Here is an 18420-nt window from a genome sequence, read left to right as displayed (position 1 = left end):
TTCGAGCCAGTCCATCCTGTGCCAGGCGCGCGCGACCGCCTTGTTTGTACAACGCGATATCGAGCCATGCGCCAGGGCGTTCGCGCGCAAATCCCACAGGCATAATTGGCCCGGAACAAATGTAGGAGCGCATCGCGAGCAAGCTCGCTCCTACATCTGTTTCGAGCCAGTCCATCCTGTGCCAGGCGCGCGCGACCGCCTTGTTTGTACGACGCGATATCGAGCCATGCGCCAGGGCGTTCGCGCGCAAATCCCACAGGCATAATTGGCCCGGAACAAATGTAGGAGCGAGCTTGCTCGCGATGCGCCGCGCGGGCGGCGCTCGGTGCAAGCCTTGCTACACAACCCAAGACATGCACCTGCTCATTTGTCGCCACACATGACCGGCATCGGCTCCGCAGCAAACACCAATGGCTCACGACGCCCGAAATACAAGGCCGTCAGCAGCCCCACCGCGCCCATGATCAGACAAAACCCGACACACACCCATGGGCTCCACGGCATCAGCGCAATCAGTGCCAGCGGCGTGGTACTGGCCCACACTGCGTAGGCCACGTTGTAGGTGAAGGAAATGCCCGATACACGGATTTGCGCCGGGAACAGCCCTACCATTACCGAGGGCACCACCCCCACCACGCCACAACTCAACCCCGCCAGCGCATAGGCCAGCCAGGTCATGCCCCACTGCCCCACCAGGCTGGCGTACAACGTGCCGATACCCAGCGGAAGCAACAGGCTATACAGCATCAGCGCGCGCCAGGCACCCACACGGTCGACCAGCAGCCCGGCCAGCACGCAGCCAATGTTGAGGAAGACGATGCCCACACTGCTGAGGGCGAAGGTGTGCCCGGCACTCATGCCGAAGCGCTGCTGCATCACTGTCGGGGTGATCACCACCAGCACCACCACCGCCGAGGTCAGCACACAGGTCAGCAACGCGGCAGGGATCAACGCCCGGCGGTGCTCGCCCAGCACTCGCCGCAGCGGAAATGCCACAGGTTGCTCCTGGCGCGCGCGCAGGGCGAGAAACACCGGTGTTTCACTGAGCCAACGGCGTAGCCACACACCAATTACACCGAACACCCCACCCAACAGGAACGGGTAGCGCCAGGCGTAATCGAGGATTTCCTGCGGGGTGAACAGTTGCGCCAGCAAGGTTGCGGTCAGCGCCCCCAGCAGGTAGCCGAAGGTCAGCCCGGCCTGCAGAAAGCCCAAGGCATAGCCGCGCCGCCCGCTGGGCGCGTGCTCGGCAACGAACGTCCAGGCGCTTGGCACTTCACCGCCTACGGCAGCACCCTGGAGGATGCGCAAGGCCAAGAGTATCAGCGGGGCGGCATAGCCGATGTCGGCATAGGTCGGCATCACCCCGATCAACAGGCACGGCAATGCCATCATCAGGATGCTCAGGCTGAAGACCCGCTTGCGCCCCAGATGGTCGGCAAAGTGCGCCATCAGGATGCCGCCCAGCGGCCGCGCCAGATAGCCGGTGACGAAAATGCCGAAGCTTTGCAGCAGGCGTAGCCATTCGGGCATCTCGGGAGGGAAGAACAGTTGGCTGAGGGTCAGCGCGAAGAACACGAAAATGATGAAGTCGTAGATTTCCAGCGCGCCACCCAGCGCCGCCAGGCCCAGGGTCCGATGGTCGCCGCGGCTGAACCGGGGCGGGCGAGCGGTATCGATGGCAGTCATGGCAGGGTCCGCAGATCGGCAAAGGGCAAGAGCATAACAAATAGCTGCCCCATTGCCCCGCCTGCGGCACCGCTAGCGGTTGAACACCGTATGCGCGAAGTTGGCTCGCGGTCGTGGCCGCGCTGTACTGGCCGCCAGGGTGCTCGGCAGCGGTAGCTTGCCGACCAGCATCGGTGCGTCGATGATTGCCATGAACGTCTCCAGCGCCTCGTTATCGGGCACCTGTGGCAGGCTCAGGCTGACCGCCTGGCGCTCGGTCTGCGGCACTGCTGGCACTTTCAACTGGCTGGAATGGTAAAGCAGGGCGTGCTGGATCTGTGTGCTGACGCGGCAGAAGCGTTCCAGGTCTACTCCGCAATGGCTGGCCAGCTCGATATTGCCCAGCAACAGGTGGAAGGGCTGCAAGGCGCACTGCACCAGGCGCTGCAGCTCCTCGAAGCTATCCACTGGGGCTATCCGGTAATAGCCCAAACCATTGAGCAACCGTTCCAGCTGCAGGCGCTGGCACGGGTGTGCATCGGCGATGAGAATGCGCAGAGTCTTGTTTGCCATGGTCGGACCTGGGCCATTAGGTAATGGGCACGCTCCATGACCATACTGCGCCAGTAACGGCTACTGCCAAGGCCATGTACGGCAACGGTCTTATCTGATAGAAGTCGGGAAAGCCGCATAAATCAAGTGATTGACTGACGGAATTTGCATTTGCCTTTAACCTGGCAATCAGGATTCCCATTGCCGCATGCGCACCCGGCAGTGCTTCATGGCATTGACGATGTGCTTTTCCACCAGGCTACGCGAAATGCCCAGCCGCTCGGCGATCTGCAGATGGGACAGGCCTTCGATCTTGCGCAGCAGGAAGCATTCGCGGCAGGGGCCGCTCAGTTCGTCCAGTGCCCGCTGCATGAGGGCCAGGCGCTGGTTGAGCTGCAGTTCCTGCGCCAGCGCCGGCACATGACAGCCCTCATCACTGTCAAGTATCTCCAGCGGTTCGGCCTGACGCACCAGATGGCGACGATGGCGGTCGACCACCAGGTTCAGGGCGATACGGTAAAGGAAAGCGCGCGGATGCTCGATCTGCCCGTTGTCCGTTCGCTCCAGTACCCGCAGGTAGGCATCGTGGGCAACATCCTCTGCCGCCTGACGGTTACCCAGGCGCGCGGACAGGAAACTCACCAATTCACGATAGTAACGTTCCACAAACACACCTGGAATCGTCCTGCACACCCACGACGGGGCAGATGCAGAACTGAGTGATATCAGCGTGCGATCTTACAAAATATAATGATTCTCAGCAACGCACACCTGCGCTAGGCCCACTGTCAGCCCGATGCCCGCACGACCTTGAGATTGCGGGCATACCAGGGGCGCTGCGGCACCCGTGGTCGCAGCCGGGCAAAGAGGTCTTCATTGCCATAAATGATGCGCAACGCCAGCTTCATGGTTTCCGGGTCCATCTCGACGCTTCGACCAGGTCGCAGGCCCGGCACCGTGGAACAGCCATGGGTATCGGGACCTAGCCACGGGTCAGCCACCTCTACCCAACGCCCGGGTGCGAACCAGGGCACACCATTCACCTGCAAGCGGCGGATCTCGCCCGGGTGAACCCGCTCGTGGGCGCGGAACCAGTCGTCGACTCGGTCGTCGATCCACCCATGAAAATGCCAGAACACCGGGTTTACATGTGACGAGAACGGGTCGCCAAGAAAATCGTTACGTGCTTCAAACCAGCGCTCAGCAAAATCCCCCGGGGTACGTGCTGCGGGCACCGGCATACCGTTGGACGGGTCGCGCGGCACCGCCGCCCACCGCATGTGCAACCAGTCATGCAGGCCCAGTTCCAGCTCTGAGCCGAACTGCCCCAAGGTCAGCTTGCTCAGATATTCCGGATCACTGTACCGCGACTCCCAGACCTGAAAGTTGCCATGGAAGGTATCCGGGCTTTTGATGTCGCGTACCCACTGGGTGTACTCCTGGTCGTCATGGGCCAGCCAGGTCGGTGGCAAGGCATTGCCGTCGTAGTTGTCGAAGTAACGGGCGAAACCGACGCGGTCACGCTCGAGCTCCGGCTGAGGCAGCGGGAACCGCGTCCACGAGGGCAGGTCCTGCAGGGCCCTGGCACTGCCGAGCATGTGCCGGTGCATGAACAGGAAGTCTTCTCCGGAACCGTTGCGATCCTTGTGCCTGCCACGCGCATCACGCTCCTGGCCCCGCGGCCCGGGTTGCCAGCCCAGACCACGCAGGGCGGATTGCTTGTCCTCTTCCAGCTTGTGCCACTTGTCCCGCGATGCGTGCCATAACTGGTGAAACAGCCGGTGCTCCGGCGAAATGAGCCAAGCCAGCAACTGTGGCGACAGCGGCGTACGTTCGCGAGCCTCCGGGAAAGGCCGCTTCAAGGCCAGGAAGCCATTGTCCAGAACAGGCAGAGACAGGGCGCGGTCCAGGGCCGAGATACGACCATTGAGCGTTGCCGGCCCGGCATTGCCATAGGCGCCCCAGACCTCATCGAGCACCACATGGCATTCATAGCGCGCACGCCCTGCACCGGGCTCGGTTGAAAACAGCCGCCAGCGCAACGTCCCGGGCTTGTCCGTCAGCAAGTCACCCATGACCCGATAACGTGGTTCCTGCTCACTGCGCAAGCGATCGGCGGTGTCCAGGTAACCTCGCAGCCCCCGGCCATTGCTGGCGACATCCAGAAACAGTTCCAGCTCCCCGTCGGGCATACCCAGCAGTTGGGCATCCTTGCCATGTGCAGTCCAGCGCCAGATGCCCCGCAGGATGTCGCCCAGCTGTTGCAGGCGGGTATCGGCCAACTCGACAACAGCCTCGCCAGGCGTTTCCGGAAACGCCTCGGCATCCCGCTGGCGCTGCACATACAGCGCACCGGGCACCGCCACGCCCGTCAATGCCACAGCGGCGATGAACCCGCGTCGAGAAATCGTCATTGCAACTACCTGTGCGTTCATAGCGGCCATGGAGCACGGCCCGTCCAAGGCTAGAACGTTGTACCTGCGCAGAAATTTAACGCCTCGGCCGGGCCGGCTAAATTTCCTCTGTGTCGACTCGTTCACCCCAGGTAGCGGCGGCCTCTGTGCCCTCCCTCGACGGCGAACCTACTGAGACCAAGATGACGACACCACGCTGGAAAAAAGCCCTGTACATCAGCCTGGCTGCGGCAGCCGCCGCGGGTGCCGGTCTGGCTGCCTGGTACCATTTCGCGGCCCCTGGCGGCTACCCCCGGGAGGTCGTTCGTCAAGCCAACGACTTACAGGAGCGCATCATCTCGTTCGACAGCCATGTCACCTTGCCGTTGGACTTCGGCAACGAAGGCAGCGAAGCCGACAAGGACGGGCCGGGCCGCTTCGACCTGGCCAAGGCTGCCCAAGGGCGGTTGTCTGGCGCGGCGCTGACCATCTTTGCCTGGCCCGAATCCTGGACGGGCGCAAACAGCCCGCATCGCCCCACGCCAGGTTTCGTCGAGGCCGCCCGCCACACCCAGGAGGTGCGCTACAACGCCATCACCGCGATGGTGCGCGACTTCCCCGAACGTGTCGCCATCGCCTACACCCCGCAGGACATGCGGCGCTTGCACGGCGAAGGCAAGTTCGCGGTGTTCCTGAGCATGCTCAATGCGTATGCGCTGGGGGACGATATCGACCAGCTCGACCGCTGGGCGGCACGCGGGGTGCGTATGTTCGGCTTCAGCTACGTCGGCAACAATAGCTGGGCCGACTCATCTCGCCCCTTGCCGTTCTTCAATGACACTGTCGATGCGCTGGAGGGTCTGTCCCCCATCGGCAAGCGCGCCGTACAGCGGCTCAATGACCTGGGCGTGATCATCGATGTCTCGCAGATGTCCAGCAAGGCGCTGAACCAGGTCATTCAGCTCAGCCGTACTCCGGTGGTGGCGTCGCACTCGGCACCACGGGCCATGGTCGATATCAACCGCAACCTGTCCGACAAGGAAATGCAGTTGATCAAGGAAGGCGGCGGGGTCGTGCAACTGGTCGCGTTCTCCAGCTACCTCAAGCCGCTCAGCGCACAGACCCAGGAAAAGCTCAATACCTTGCGCGCCCGCTACGCCCTGCCGCCACTGGCTGACCTGAACTATGCGCTGATGCCTGGCGACCCGGTCATCGCCGGCTGGCCCGAGCAGAAGGTCGGACAATATGCCAACGAGCTCTATGCCATCCTCGAACAAGAGCCGCCCGCGACCCTGAAGGACTATGGCGATGCCATCGACTACACCGTGCGCAAGATCGGCATCGATCACGTAGGCATCAGTTCGGACTTCAACGAAGGCGGCGGCATCGATGGCTGGCACGACGCCAGCGAGGCACGCAACGTAACGGCCGAACTCATTACCCGCGGCTACTCCGAAGCCGATATCGCCAAGCTTTGGGGCGGCAATTTCCTGCGCGTCTGGGAACAAGTGCAGCACGCCGCCCGCGGTACCGACACTTCACTGCGCTAAGCCATTGGGCACCTTTATGAACGACCGCCGCAACTTTCTCAAACGGGCTGGCCTCCTCGCTGCCGGCCTGCCGCTCGCCGGCCATCTGCTACCCGGTGCCGAGGCCGCCACGCCGATACCGAGCGCCGGCAACCGAAGATGGGCCGATTTTCGCCGCCTGTTCGAGCTCGACCCGAACTATGCGCACTTCGCCAACTTCCTGATCACCTCTCATCCAAGACCGGTACGCGAAGCCATCGAGGCCCTGCGTGCACGTTTCGACCGTCACCCGGCGCTGATGGTCGACTGGGATGCCCAGTCGGAGTGGAAGCACGAGGCTGAGGTACGCCAATGGGCGGCACGCTACCTGGAGGTGGCGCCACGCCAGATTGCCCTGACGGGCAGCACTACCGAGGGCCTGGGTTTGATTTATGGCGGCATCAAGCTGGCACCCGGCCAGGAAATCCTGACCACGGTGCACGAGCATTCCGCCGCACGGCAAACCATGAACTACCGCAGCGCCCGCGATGGCAACCCGGTACGCAGGCTGCGCCTGTTCGAGCAACCCTGGCAGGTGAGCACCGACCAGGTGCTGGGGACCTTGCGTGCCGCCATTTCCCCGCAAACACGCGTGCTGGGCATGACCTGGGTACATTCGGGCAGCGGGGTGAAACTGCCGGTTGGCGAAATCGGTGCACTCGTACGCGAGATCAATCAGAACAGGGACGAACGCGACCATATCCTGTATGTGATCGACGGAGTTCACGGGCTTGGCGTCGAGGACATGCGCTTCGCCGACCTGAACTGCGACTACTTCATCTCCGGGACCCACAAGTGGATGTTCGGTCCCCGGGGGACAGGCATCATCTGCGCCGCATCCTCGGCACTGGGGCAACTGCAACCGAGCATCGCCACCTTCTCGGAAAACGAAGACTTCGCCACCATCATGAGCCCGGGCGGCTACCACGCCTTCGAGCACCGCTGGGCCCTGGGCAAGGCGTTCGAACTGCACCTGCAAACCGGCAAGGCTGCCGTGCAGGCACGCATCCACGCTCTCAACGACTACCTGAAGCAACAGCTGGAAAGCCTGCCTGCCATCGAACTGGTGACGCCGCGCAGCATCACCCATTCGGCGGGCTTCACCTTCTTTCGCGGCAAAGGCCAGGATGCCGACGAGCTGGCCAGGTACCTGACTAGCCAACGCATCATCGTCGACGCCGTGTCGCGCGATGCCGGGCCAGTGGTGCGCACTGCGCCGGGTTTGCTGAATACCGAAGCGGAAATCGACCGCTTGGTCGAAGTACTGCGCCAACGCCTGCGCGCCTGACAACCCGGGCGCGGCCACACGCGCCCATGCCAACCCTGCACAACGACAACCGACGAGGCTTACCGTGGACCTTCAGCGCATACTCGAAAAACTGTTCGTCAATGCCCATGCCGTCGGCATCGAAGGCGTGTTCCAGTTCGACTTCGGCCAGGGACTCAGCTACTGGTCCGAGGTATGCGACAACACGTGCACCGGGCGTGGCCGGCATGACACGCCGGACGTCACCCTCGAGGTGGCCGAAGAAGACTTCCTCGGCATCATGGCGGGCACTGTCGACGTCGAGGAACTGTTCGCCAGTGCACGCCTGAAAATTACCGGCAACATGGGCCTGGCAACCTTGCTGCCGCAGGTCATCAGCAGCGCGCGGCAAGGCGCGACAGCCAGCAAGGCAGCGATGAACCAGCGCTATCCCACGCCAGCACGTCACAGCGAACACATCTCGGCAGCCCAACCTTTGCTGCATGCTGTACGACGCCTGTCACGGGCCGAAATGCCACCGTCGCGCTTCGATCGAGAGCACCTGGCAACGGGCTTGCCAGTGGTGCTGAGCGACGCCCTTGGCGATTGGCCGCTGTTCACCATGGGCCGCGACGCCTCGCTGGCACACTTTGCCGAGCTACAGGGCATTACCCGGCATGGTGATTATGTGAAGAAGACCTTCTCCACTGATCGCGACTTTCGCGCCACTTCCATGGCTGATTTCATCGCGTCGCTGGACCAGCCGGTCAAGCCTGGCGAGCCCCCCGCCTATATGGGCAACAATATCGTGCCGGAAAAGCTCCAGGCCCTGATCCGCTACCCGGACTACTTCGAACGCCAGCGCTTCATTCCACCGCGTATCTGGATCGGCCCCAAAGGCACGCTTACACCGCTGCACCGGGATGATACCGACAACCTGTTCGCCCAGGTCTGGGGGCAGAAATCGTTCATCCTGGCAGCACCGCACCATCGCGCCGCACTGGGCACCTGGTCAACCAGCCCGAAGGGCGGCCTGGACGGCTGTGATTTCAACCCCGACGCCCCCGACTACGAGCGTTTCCCCGAAGCCCGTGAGGTGCCCTTCCTGCGTGTGGTGTTGCAGGCCGGCGACTTGCTGTTCCTGCCCGAGGGCTGGTTCCACCAGGTAGAGTCAGTGTCCACGTCGCTGTCCGTGAACTTCTGGGTAGACTCCGGACGCGGCTGGTAACCGGCGTGACGGCAACCTGGTCTTGATGGGCCATTGGCGCAGGCGATGGGCCGCGAGGCGGCCCCGACAAAGGTTCAGACTGCCGCGATCAACGCCTCTGCAAAGCGCTGAGCCACGTCATCGATCTGTTCAGCGCTGATGATCAACGGCGGCAGGAAGCGCACCACCGCGCCATGCCGCCCGCCCAGCTCCAGAATCAACCCGCGCTTGAGGCATTCGCGCTGCACCGTGGCCGCCAGCTCATGGTTGGCCTGCGGGTACCCCAACGCATCCCGTTCGCCCTGCGGCGCGACCAGTTCGACCCCAAGCATCAAGCCACGCCCGCGTACATCACCCAACTGCGGATAGTCACGTTGCAATTGCTGCAGGTGCTGGCGCAGGCGCAGGCCCATGGCTTCGGCATGCTCGGCCAGGCGATGCTCGACCAGATAGTTGATCACCGCAGAGCCGGCCGCCATGGCCATCTGGTTGCCACGGAAGGTACCGGCATGCGCACCCGGCTTCCAGGTGTCCAGCCAGTCGCGATAGACCACTACCGCCAGCGGCAGGCTGCCACCGATGGCTTTGGACAAGGTGACCACATCGGGCACGATACCGGCGTGCTCGAAGGCAAACATGCGCCCGGTACGGGCAAAGCCGCTCTGGATCTCGTCAACGATCAACGCCACGCCCGCCTGCTCGGTAATGCGCCGCACGCCCTTGAGCCATTCGATGTCGGCCGGAATGACCCCGCCCTCACCCTGCACCACTTCGAGGATCACGGCAGCGGGCAGCGGCACACCGCTTTCCGGGTCGAGCAGCAGGTTTTCCAGGTAATGCAGGTTGGCCTTGACCCCGGCTTCACCGCCCAGGCCGAACGGGCAGCGGTAATCGTAGGGGTACGGCATGAACTGCACACCGCTGCTCAGCAACGCCCCCAGTGGCTGCTTGGGGCCAAGGCTGCCCATCAGACTCAGCGCGCCCTGGCTCATGCCATGGTAGGCGCCATGAAAGGCCAGCACGGTGCTGCGCCCGGTTGCGCCACGCACCAGTTTGAGCGCCGCTTCAACGGCGTCGGTACCGGTCGGGCCGCAGAACTGCACCTTGGCCTCGCGACGCAGCGCCTCGGGCAGGATGCCGAACAGGTCCTGGACGAAACGGTCCTTGACCGGTGTGGTCAGATCGAGTGTATGCAGCGGCAGTTCGTCAGCCAGCACGCGCTGGATTGCCTCGATCACTACCGGGTGATTATGCCCCAGCGCCAAGGTGCCAGCGCCAGCCAGGCAGTCGATGAACTGGCGGCCTTCGACATCTTCGACATGAATGCCCCGGGCGCGCTTTAGCGCCAGCGGGATGCGCCGCGGGTAGCTGCGGGCGTTGGACTCTTGCTGTTGCTGGCGTTGTAGCAAAGGCGAATCGGTGAATTCGTACAAAGGTTGCGGCACGCTGGCCGGAACAACCCGGGCAAGGCTGGAAGCGGTGGACATGGGTGAATCCTCGCAAGCAAGCGGATGGGCGGTTATCGCTTTGGAAACGCTTGAGTGCGGGGAGGATTTAGCGGTTGTTACTGGATTTTATTTCTGTCTGTGCCCAGGACGCGCCGGTACCTGCAAGAAGACCCGCAAGCCGTCACTACGGCTGTCAAAGCGCAGGCTGCCGGCACACCGCTGCACGATCGCCTGCACAATCGCCAGCCCCAATCCGCAACCACCACTCTGCCCATTACGCCAGAAGCGCTCGGTCAGGTGCTCAAGGTCCGCTTCGGCAATCCCTGGCCCGTGGTCGCGCACCATGAAGCCCACCTGGCCGTCCGCCATCTGCACGTCCAGCTCTACGGCTTCATCGCCGCCATGACGCAAGGCGTTGTCCAGCAGGTTGCGCAGCGCTGCCACCGCCAACGGAGCGGGCATGCCCAGGTAGATCTGCGTGGATTCTTCAGGCAAACGCAGCACGATACGGCGATTGTCACCCCCTCCGGCGTCCTGCACCGCCTGATGGGCCACCTGCTCGGCACTGCACTGCACGCCGTCCTCGAATGACAGGCTGCCTTCCACCCGCGCCAGCATCAGCAACTGCTCCAGCGTGCGGTGCATGCGGTCGGTGCCCTGCTCGGCATGCTCCAGCGCCTGCTCGCGCACCGCACCGTCGGTCATGCGTGCCACCTGCAGGTGGGTCTTGATCGCGGTCAGCGGGCTGCGCAGTTCATGCGCGGCATCATCGGTCAGGCGCCGCTCACGCTCGAGGGTCTGAGCAATGCGCCGGAACAGCTGGTTCTGGGTTTCCAGCAACGGCTGCAACTCGCTGGGCATGCCCGCCACCTGCAGCGGTTCGACACTGTCTGCACGCCGGCGGCGCAAGGCATCACGCATGCGGTTGAGCGGCTCCAGGCCCTTGCCAAGGCCGATCCACAACAGCCCCAGGCTGCCGAGCAGGGCCATCAGTACCGGCGCCGATGCCGCCAGCAGAATCGACTGGTTCAGCGCCTCGCGCTCCATGTGCCGGTCGGCCGTGGTGATGCGCACATCGCCGTGGTTGTAGGTGAAGGTGCGCCAAAGCGCATCGTCGATGGTCTGGTCACGGAACCCACTGCGCTCGTCGTCCATGGCGCCATCGTGCTTGTGGTTGCTGGCAAGGATCTCGCCACGCAGCGAGGTGACCTGGCAGGCCATGCCATCCGGTACGCTGAACTGGTCGGCGGAAATATGCGCCTCCCCGCCCTTGGCGGTCAGCGGCTGCGGCAACTGGTCGATCAGCCCGGCGACCATACGCGCCGACGCCACCAGGCGCTGGTCGAGGGAAAACATCATCTGCTGGCGCAGGTCTCGCAGCATCCACGCGGCGGCCAGTGCCCAGATGATCACGAAGGCACTGCCGAGGATCAGGCTCAGGCGTACCCGCAGGCTCATGATGCAGCCTCTTGCGGTGCCTGCGCCGGACCCAGCCGGTAGCCCAGGCCACGCACGGTCTCGACAATGCCGTTACCCAGCTTGCGGCGCAGGTGGTGGATGTGCACGTTCAGGGCGTTGCTCTCGACTTCGTCGCTGAAGCCGTACACGCAGTCTTTCAGTTGCTCGCTGGACAGCACTCGCCCGGGGTTCTGCAGCAGCGCCTGAAGCAGGGCCTGCTCGCGGCGGGACAGGTCGACATGCTGGCCGGCCAGGGTCGCCTCGCAGCTGCTCGGGTCATAGCGCAGCGGGCCGTGCTCGATTACGTTCACCGCCCGCCCGGCCACCCGCCGCAGCAAGGTATGCAGGCGTGCGGCCAGCTCGCGCAGATCGAAGGGCTTGAGCAGGTAATCGTCGGCACCGGCCTGCAAGCCATCGACACGATCGGTGACGGCATCGCGGGCGGTGAGCACCAGTACCGGCAGGGTCTCGCCTTTTTCGCGCAGGCGGCGCAGCAGCTTGAGGCCGTCTTCGTCGGGCAGGCCGAGGTCGAGGATCATCACGTCGAACTGCGCGGCCTGCAGCATTGCCCGCGCATCGGCGGCGTTGCCCACACGGTCCACGGTCAGGCCCTGGGCGGTGAGACCGGCGCAGATGCCGGCGGCGATCAGGTCGTCGTCCTCGCAGAGCAGAACGTGCATGGTGGGGCTCCCGGTGTGGTGTGGCTGGTATTGCACCTTGGGCGGATTAAGGGGGGATTATGGACCTTTTGGGGAGGGTTGGGGGAGATCGAGCGCCGTGCGGGTCGCCACCCTTCCCCTCGCAGCCTCAACCCCAATTCCCGAGCTTCTCGAACACAACAGAAACGAAGTCGCCCTTTCCTACAACTGACCCAGAAACCTCTGATCCGAATCCATGATGGGATTTCCCCCTGCACGCGCTGTCAGGGAGACACCTCATGTACCTGGATTACCTCGTGCCCTCCTGGCACGAGATCGAGTCACGTGTCATCGCCATGGTGGGCTACCCAAGCGGTGGCCAGTTCCGCACCGGCCTCAATGAAGAAGTCGCCTCACTGGGCCTCAACCTGCGCCGGATCGAAGCTGTCCGCACAGCCTTCTACCACGCCGAATGGCAGGCGGCGAACATGCTACGCCAGCGCTTCGCCGACCTCGACATCAACAGCATCATCGACGAACTGCTGAGGGTCGTGCAGCAGATGGCGATGATCGTCATCGGCAGCACCGTTACCGGCGGCCTGCTTGGCGCGGGGGTTGGCGCATTCACTGGCGGCGCCGGAACCATTCCGTTTGCCGGCGCGGGCGCGGCCATAGGCCTCAAAGTCAGCGGCTGGATCCTCGGTGCGCGGGGGCTGGCCTCCATTGCCGAGTTCTTCGTCGAAGGCTTGCCGCATATCGACGAGTACTACGTCGATGGCATCCGCTTCGCCTGGGAAGGCACCTGCGGCAATGAAGGTACCGGCCCGTTCTGGGTCAACTCCAGCATTGGTGCTCAATGGCGAAATAGACTAGCCAGCATCAAAGAGGCCGCGGAAAAATCGCCGAAATTCGGCACCCACTCGACTTACATGAATGTAAGACTGAATCGCCCCTGGTTTCGTAGACACCTCCAAGCCTCATAATGAGGCCCAAATAGGAGGTGCCATGAGTCGTCAGCGTTACCCCGAAGAATTCAAGATCGAAGCGGTCAAGCAAGTGACCGAGAAAGGCAAACCTGTCGCCGATGTCGCCCAGCGCCTGGGCATGTCCGTGCACAGTCTTTACGCCTGGATCAAGGTCTACAGCAAGCCCCAAGAGCAGCGTCAGCAAGACGACGATCAGCAGGCCGAACTGCGCAAGCTACGCGCTGAACTCAAGCGCGTGACGGAAGAGCGAGACATCTTAAAAAAGGCCGCCGCGTACTTTGCCAAGGAGTGCGGCTGAAGTACGCCTTCATCAAGAAGCACTCGACTGATTACCCGGTGCGGCGCCTTTGCCAAACCCTCAAGGTGCACCCCAGCGGCTATTACGCCTGGCTGGCCGAGCCTCAATCTGCCCGAGCAAAAGAAGATCAACGTCTGCTTGGCTTGATCAAACACGCTTGGCTGGAAAGCGGAGGTGTATACGGCTACCGCAAAATTCACGATGACCTGCGTGAGCTGGGAGAGGAATGCGGCCGAAATCGAGTCAGGCGCTTGATGCAGGCGGAGGGGCTGCGTTCTCAAACGGGCTATCGGCGGCGTCCAGGGTTCTATGGTGGAAAACCAACAGTGGCCTCGCCCAACCACCTCGCGCGGCAGTTCAAGGTAAGTGAGCCGAACAAGGTCTGGGTGACAGATATCACTTACATCCGCACCTATGAAGGGTGGCTCTACCTCGCGGTAGTGCTGGATTTGTTCTCACGCCAAGTAATTGGTTGGTCAATGAAGCCAAGGATGTGCAGCGACCTGGCTATCGACGCGATGTTGATGGCTGTTTGGCGACGCAAGCCTCAGCAGCAAGTTATGATTCACTCAGATCAAGGTAGTCAGTTCAGTAGCTCGGATTGGAAAAGCTTTTTGAAGGCCAACAATGTAATCAGCAGCATGAGCCGGCGGGGAAACTGCCACGACAATGCCGTAGCCGAGAGCTTTTTCCAGCTTTTGAAGCGAGAGCGAATCCGACGAAAGATCTACACAACCCGTGAAGAAGCCCGAAGTGATATTTTCGATTACATCGAGATGTTCTATAACCCTAAACGCCGACACAGCAGTGCTATGCAGCTGTCTCCAGTAGAGTATGAGAAACGCTATTTCCTGAGCTTGGAGAGTGTCTAGAAAACCAGGGGCGATTCAGACTTCATAAGTGCTAACGACAAGAGGCATCGCAAATGGATGAGGTATTCTCCATATTCCTTGACAATATAGGCGCGCCTTTTTCCCGTCGAGAGGTGCCCCCTCCAGCATTGATCGCTATAACGGAAAACTTCCAGAGTTGTTACTTGCATACTGGAAAGAGCATGGATGGTGTGGTTTTGGCGAAGGTATATTCTGGCTGGTTAATCCACAGGACTATGAGGGCGTTGTCTCATCCTGGACCGAGGGCACCCTCCTTGAAAACCGGGACACTTACCACTTGATTGCCAGAAGCGCTTTCGGCGACCTGTATCTTTGGGGAGAGAACAGTGGCTTTTCAGTAAAAATCACAAGTCTTCTGTCCCGTTACACAGGTGAAAACTGCACACTCACTGAAACGGAAGCAACCAGAGAGGTCCAAAGCTTCTTTCTATCAAGAAAAAAAGAACACAACGACTTTGAAAGCCTTTTTGAGCCCGCGAAAAAAAAGCTGGGCATCTTGAAAGAAGATGAGATATATGCATTTGTTCCTGCATTGATGCTGGGAGGGCGCCCCGACCTCAAAAACCTAGAAAAACTTAAAGCAATAGAGCATTTGATTTTGCTGTCTCAAATCACCAAACTCGAACCCTACAGCTTCTCTGACTTCTGAGCACACAAAAGGACCTAAACGAATGGATGTCATCTTCAGCATTTTCCTGGAAACCTTCGGCGAACCCATCGGCCAGCAACCCGTACCACCTGCCGCTGTCGATCATTACCAAGGCAAACTCCCCAATCGCCTCCTTGAATACTGGCAAGACCACGGCTGGTGCGGCTACGGCGGCGGCTTGTTCTGGCTTGTAAATCCTCAGGAATACCAGGGTGTAGTGGCCTCTTGGTTGGCAGGTACGCACTTCGAAGCATGCGACACTTATCACCTCATCGCCCGCAGCGCTTTTGGCGACCTGTACCTATGGGGTGAGAAAACCGGTTCGGTGCTGACCATCGCGACCTACCATTCCCGTTACCTCGATGGCGCTCACAGCTCAGGCGACGAAGAACGGGACAACAAGATGCACGGTTTGCTCATGTGGCTGATGACCGAGTGCGTCTACTTCGACGACCTGTTCGAACCTGCCAGGGAACGGCTCGGCACCCTGGGCTCAGACGAAATGTATGGCTTTGTCCCCGCCTTGATGCTGGGAGGCCCAGACAGCCTTGAGCGTCTTGAAAAGCTGAAGGCAGTGGAGCATCTGGTGCTGCTTTCCCAACTGAGCGAACTCGAACCCTATGAACTCACTGGCGAAGAAGATGAATAGCCTTTGACGAACGCATTCAAGGGCGCACCGCATCCGGCCTATCGACATCCTGCAACACACCGGCATCCTGCACCTCTAGCCTGACGCAAACCGCCGGGTTGGCCTTGACCACCGAACGCGCCCCTTCATCACCCTTCAGCCGGGCAAGCGCCGGCCAGAAATCGCGCCCGAACAACACCGGATGGCCCTGTCGTCCGGCATGACACGGCAGGACTATCGTTGACCCACTGGCCTCGCGAGCAAGCAAATCCAGGGTCGCGGACGCCACCCAGGGCATATCACCCAACAGAATCGCTACTGCCTGTGCCTCGCTGTCAGCCAGCGAAGCGGCACCGGCCGCCAGGCTATGGCCCATGCCCAATGTGAAATCCGGACTGGAGACCACCCGGCACCGCGCTGGCAACCCCAGGTCCACGCCTCGCTCCCCTTCACGCAACACCACCCGCACATCATCGAACACTGCGCAGGCGCTCTCTACGCTGTGTACCAGCAAGCTTCGACCGTCAGCCAGCAGCGAACGGCGCTTGTCAGAGCCGAAACGCACACTGCTGCCTGCCGCCAATACCAACGCAACCACGCTCACAGTGCCGCCCGCTCGATGCCGTTGCGCGCACGAAGGATATCGGCCAGTACCGCCAGGGCGATCTCGGCCGGGGTCTTGCTGCCCAGGTTCAGGCCAATCGGCGCATGGATGCGCGCCAGCTCGTCGTAGCCCAGGCCACCAATTCGCTGCAGGCGTTCGCGACGCTTGTCGGAGGTGGCCTTGGAGCCCATCACGCCGATGTAGAACGCTTCGGTACGCACGGCTTCAAGCATGGCCAGGTCATCGATTTTTGGATCATGGGTCAATGCCACCACTGCCGTATCGGCATGGCATCCGCCGTTGGCGATGAATTCCGACGGTAGCTCGCGGCGTACCTCTATGCCATTCAGCACGACGCCGTCGAGCACTTCATCACGCGGCTCGCAAAGGATGACCTCAAAACCCAGCCCCCTGCCAAATTCGGCACAAAAATGCGCCACGCTGGAATAGCCGGCCAGCAGCAGCCGCTGGGCGGCGCCGACACGCAAGCGCACCTGGGCATTTTCCCGTTCGACCCGTGGCCCCTGACTATGGTCATCGAGCAGCTGGCGGGTACCCGTTGGCAGGCTCACCTCACGCAGTACCCGGCGCTGGCCCAGCAGCGCACGTTCCAGCTCACGCAGATGCGCCTGCACCTCGCATTCAACCGGCAGGTTCTCCACCAGTACTTCCAGCACACCGCCACACGGCAGGCGCACGCGCGAACGCGGGTCGCTGCCGTCGCCATAACGCACGATGGCAACCGGCTCCGGAAACTCACCCAGGGCCACACGCTCGAGAAAGTCGTCTTCGACGCAGCCACCGGACAGCGAGCCCAGCCACTGGCCGCTGGCGTTCACCGCCAGCAGCGAACCCGGTGCACGCGGCGCCGAGCCGTAGGTGGCGAGCACCGTGCACAACCATACGCGCTGGCCGTTGCAGGACCACTGCAAAGCCTGACGGACCACCTGTAGATCGAGATGCTGCACGCTTTACTCCGCCTTCAGCTCGGCGAGCTGCTGTACGTTCAGGTCACCGGGCAATCCACCCCAGGCCTGGCGCAGGTAGTTGACCATATCCGTCACCTGTTGGTCATCCAGCTTGTCGGCAAAGCCCGGCATCGGCTGCATGCGCTCGAAGCCGGTGAACTGCTGTTCACGGATGCCCTCGAGGATCACCTTGACCAGATTGCGCGAATCGGCCTGGCGCAGCACGGTGTTGCCGCGCATGGCCACGGCGATGTGCGGTTTGCCCTCGCCGTCGACCCCATGGCAGCCGGCGCAGACGTTCAGGTACTGCTGGTGGCCCCGCTTGGCACTGTCGCTCATCTGCTCCAGGGCAACAGTCTCGATAGCCTTGGCCGGCGGCGGCTGGTCGCCCAGCAGGTAGGTGGCCATGGCCGCAAGGTCTGCATCTTCCAGGTGCTGGGTGCTGTGGTGCACCACCGGGTACATCTCGTTGAACATGCTGCCCTGGGCGCTGATGCCGTGCTTGAGGAAGGTGGTCAGGTCCGGCTGGGTCCAGCCGCGCTCGGCCAGGTCCTGGGCCAACAGGCTTGGCGCCAGGTAGCCACCCAACAGGCCGCCGCTCAGGCGCTGGTCCTGCTGCAGCGCACCGATCGGGTTGCGCGGGGTATGGCATTCGCCACAATGGCCCATGACCTCGACCATGTACTGGCCGCGCTGCCAGGCCGGGCTTTTGCCCTCGGTCGGCTGCAGTTGCACGCTCTTGCCATACAGCATGTTCCAGCCGCTGAGGCCCATGCGCACGTTGAACGGGAAGCGCAGCGCGGTCTGCGGTGCCGGGCGGTTGATCGGCGGTATGGTCATCAGGTAGGCGAGGATCGCGTCCGAATCTTCACGCTTGATCAGGTGGTACGAGGTGTAAGGCATCGCAGGATAGAGGTTGGCGCCGTCCTTGCGCTTGCCCTCGGTGACTGCTGCGAAGAACTCGTCGGCGCTGTAGTTGCCGATGCCGTACTGTTTGTCCGGGGTGATATTGCTGCCATAAATGGTGCCGAACGGCGAATGGATAGGCAGGCCACCCGCATACGGCGCGCCGCCTTCAGCAGTATGGCAGGCCATGCAGTCGGCCGCGCGGGCCAGGTATTCACCGCGCTTGACCTGCGCATCATCGGCCGCCAGGGCAAACGAACTGGCAGCCAGCCCGAGGACCAACGCCGAAGCGCTACGTACGAAGCCCATG

The 18420-nt window shown here is 62.2% G+C and carries 16 protein-coding genes and 1 pseudogene; 7 read left to right on the top strand and 10 right to left on the bottom strand.

Annotated features, from left to right (window positions below; translation table 11 throughout):
* Nucleotides 1–363 precede the first annotated feature (363 nt).
* From GST84_08380 to GST84_08365, 4 genes are all read right to left on the bottom strand, one after another.
* Nucleotides 364–1689 carry an MFS transporter gene (locus GST84_08380; protein ID XGB12381.1) on the bottom strand — a complete coding sequence of 442 codons (1326 nt, stop codon included), beginning with the start codon at nt 1687–1689 and terminating at the stop codon, nt 364–366.
* Between the two features lie 72 nt (nt 1690–1761).
* Nucleotides 1762–2241, bottom strand: a complete 480-nt coding sequence (locus GST84_08375) for a histidine kinase (GenBank protein XGB12380.1) — start codon at nt 2239–2241, stop codon at nt 1762–1764.
* 168 nt (nt 2242–2409) lie between these two features.
* A complete protein-coding gene (locus GST84_08370; protein XGB12379.1) occupies nt 2410–2886 on the bottom strand; it encodes a sigma-70 family RNA polymerase sigma factor in 477 nt (158 codons plus the stop codon).
* A 122-nt stretch (nt 2887–3008) separates the two neighbouring features.
* Complete coding sequence (locus GST84_08365) at nt 3009–4634, bottom strand: twin-arginine translocation signal domain-containing protein (GenBank protein XGB12378.1); 1626 nt, start codon at nt 4632–4634, stop codon at nt 3009–3011.
* A 182-nt stretch (nt 4635–4816) separates the two neighbouring features.
* On the opposite strand from GST84_08365, the gene GST84_08360 reads away from it, so the two are divergent.
* The 3 genes from GST84_08360 (at nt 4817) to GST84_08350 (ending at nt 8655) form a co-directional block, all read left to right on the top strand.
* Nucleotides 4817–6163: a membrane dipeptidase gene (locus GST84_08360; GenBank protein ID XGB12377.1), complete on the top strand. Its 1347-nt coding sequence runs from the start codon at nt 4817–4819 to the stop codon at nt 6161–6163.
* 16 nt (nt 6164–6179) lie between these two features.
* Nucleotides 6180–7469, top strand: coding sequence for an aminotransferase class V-fold PLP-dependent enzyme (locus GST84_08355; protein ID XGB12376.1), 1290 nt, complete (start codon nt 6180–6182; stop codon nt 7467–7469).
* Between the two features lie 64 nt (nt 7470–7533).
* The gene (locus tag GST84_08350) at nt 7534–8655 is read left to right on the top strand and encodes a cupin (protein XGB12375.1); all 1122 of its coding nucleotides are present in this window, start codon (nt 7534–7536) and stop codon (nt 8653–8655) included.
* Between the two features lie 74 nt (nt 8656–8729).
* On the opposite strand, the gene GST84_08345 is transcribed toward GST84_08350, so the two are convergent.
* The 3 genes from GST84_08345 to GST84_08335 form a co-directional block, all read right to left on the bottom strand.
* On the bottom strand, nt 8730–10121 hold the full coding sequence (locus GST84_08345; GenBank protein ID XGB12374.1) for a diaminobutyrate--2-oxoglutarate transaminase family protein: 1392 nt from the start codon (nt 10119–10121) through the stop codon (nt 8730–8732).
* Nucleotides 10122–10208: 87 nt separating this feature from the next.
* Nucleotides 10209–11540 (bottom strand): two-component sensor histidine kinase, encoded by a 1332-nt coding sequence (locus GST84_08340; protein ID XGB12373.1) that lies wholly within the window; start codon nt 11538–11540, stop codon nt 10209–10211.
* Nucleotides 11537–12220, bottom strand: a complete 684-nt coding sequence (locus tag GST84_08335) for a response regulator (protein ID XGB12372.1) — start codon at nt 12218–12220, stop codon at nt 11537–11539. Before GST84_08335 ends, GST84_08340 begins: the two co-directional genes overlap by 4 nt.
* A gap of 257 nt (nt 12221–12477) precedes the next feature.
* On the opposite strand from GST84_08335, the gene GST84_08330 reads away from it, so the two are divergent.
* The 4 genes and pseudogenes from GST84_08330 (at nt 12478) to GST84_08315 (ending at nt 15653) form a co-directional block, all read left to right on the top strand.
* The gene (locus GST84_08330) at nt 12478–13161 is read left to right on the top strand and encodes a hypothetical protein (protein ID XGB12371.1); all 684 of its coding nucleotides are present in this window, start codon (nt 12478–12480) and stop codon (nt 13159–13161) included.
* A gap of 22 nt (nt 13162–13183) precedes the next feature.
* A protein-coding gene (locus GST84_08325) for an IS3 family transposase (GenBank protein XGB12370.1) occupies nt 13184–14334 on the top strand; the annotation gives its coding sequence in 2 pieces (ribosomal slippage) (nt 13184–13418 and nt 13418–14334; 1152 coding nt in all).
* Between the two features lie 53 nt (nt 14335–14387).
* Nucleotides 14388–15004, top strand: a pseudogene (locus GST84_08320) (DUF1851 domain-containing protein).
* A gap of 22 nt (nt 15005–15026) precedes the next feature.
* Nucleotides 15027–15653, top strand: coding sequence for a DUF1851 domain-containing protein (locus GST84_08315; protein ID XGB12369.1), 627 nt, complete (start codon nt 15027–15029; stop codon nt 15651–15653).
* Nucleotides 15654–15669: 16 nt separating this feature from the next.
* Here the strand turns inward: GST84_08315 and GST84_08310 are convergent, their stop codons facing one another.
* From GST84_08310 to GST84_08300, 3 genes are read right to left on the bottom strand one after another with little or no spacing between them, the layout of a single operon-like run.
* Entirely contained in the window at nt 15670–16236 is a 567-nt protein-coding gene (locus GST84_08310; GenBank protein ID XGB12368.1) for an NTP transferase domain-containing protein, read from the bottom strand.
* Nucleotides 16233–17204: an XdhC family protein gene (locus tag GST84_08305; GenBank protein XGB12367.1), complete on the bottom strand. Its 972-nt coding sequence runs from the start codon at nt 17202–17204 to the stop codon at nt 16233–16235. The genes GST84_08310 and GST84_08305 overlap by 4 nt, the downstream gene beginning before the upstream one ends.
* Before the next feature lie 3 nt (nt 17205–17207).
* On the bottom strand, nt 17208–18419 hold the full coding sequence (locus tag GST84_08300; protein ID XGB12366.1) for a c-type cytochrome: 1212 nt from the start codon (nt 18417–18419) through the stop codon (nt 17208–17210).
* Nucleotide 18420: the final 1 nt, after the last annotated feature.

The organism is Pseudomonas putida (assembly GCA_041879295.1).
Taxonomy (GTDB): domain Bacteria; phylum Pseudomonadota; class Gammaproteobacteria; order Pseudomonadales; family Pseudomonadaceae; genus Aquipseudomonas; species Aquipseudomonas putida_Y.
Note: the sequence above shows the minus strand (reverse complement) of the source record. Positions and strands in the feature narration are given on the sequence as shown.

Excerpts from the sequence above, each read along its gene's own strand:
- GST84_08365 (XGB12378.1), bottom strand. The coding sequence starts at position 4,634 with ATGACGATTTCTCGACGCGGGTTCATCGCCGCTGTGGCATTGACGGGC.
- GST84_08360 (XGB12377.1), top strand. The coding sequence starts at position 4,817 with ATGACGACACCACGCTGGAAAAAAGCCCTGTACATCAGCCTGGCTGCG.
- GST84_08330 (XGB12371.1), top strand. The coding sequence starts at position 12,478 with ATGTACCTGGATTACCTCGTGCCCTCCTGGCACGAGATCGAGTCACGT.
- GST84_08380 (XGB12381.1), bottom strand. The coding sequence starts at position 1,689 with ATGACTGCCATCGATACCGCTCGCCCGCCCCGGTTCAGCCGCGGCGAC.
- GST84_08340 (XGB12373.1), bottom strand. The coding sequence starts at position 11,540 with ATGAGCCTGCGGGTACGCCTGAGCCTGATCCTCGGCAGTGCCTTCGTG.
- GST84_08300 (XGB12366.1), bottom strand. The coding sequence starts at position 18,419 with ATGGGCTTCGTACGTAGCGCTTCGGCGTTGGTCCTCGGGCTGGCTGCC.
- GST84_08345 (XGB12374.1), bottom strand. The coding sequence starts at position 10,121 with ATGTCCACCGCTTCCAGCCTTGCCCGGGTTGTTCCGGCCAGCGTGCCG.
- GST84_08355 (XGB12376.1), top strand. The coding sequence starts at position 6,180 with ATGAACGACCGCCGCAACTTTCTCAAACGGGCTGGCCTCCTCGCTGCC.
- GST84_08375 (XGB12380.1), bottom strand. The coding sequence starts at position 2,241 with ATGGCAAACAAGACTCTGCGCATTCTCATCGCCGATGCACACCCGTGC.
- GST84_08315 (XGB12369.1), top strand. The coding sequence starts at position 15,027 with ATGGATGTCATCTTCAGCATTTTCCTGGAAACCTTCGGCGAACCCATC.
- GST84_08335 (XGB12372.1), bottom strand. The coding sequence starts at position 12,220 with ATGCACGTTCTGCTCTGCGAGGACGACGACCTGATCGCCGCCGGCATC.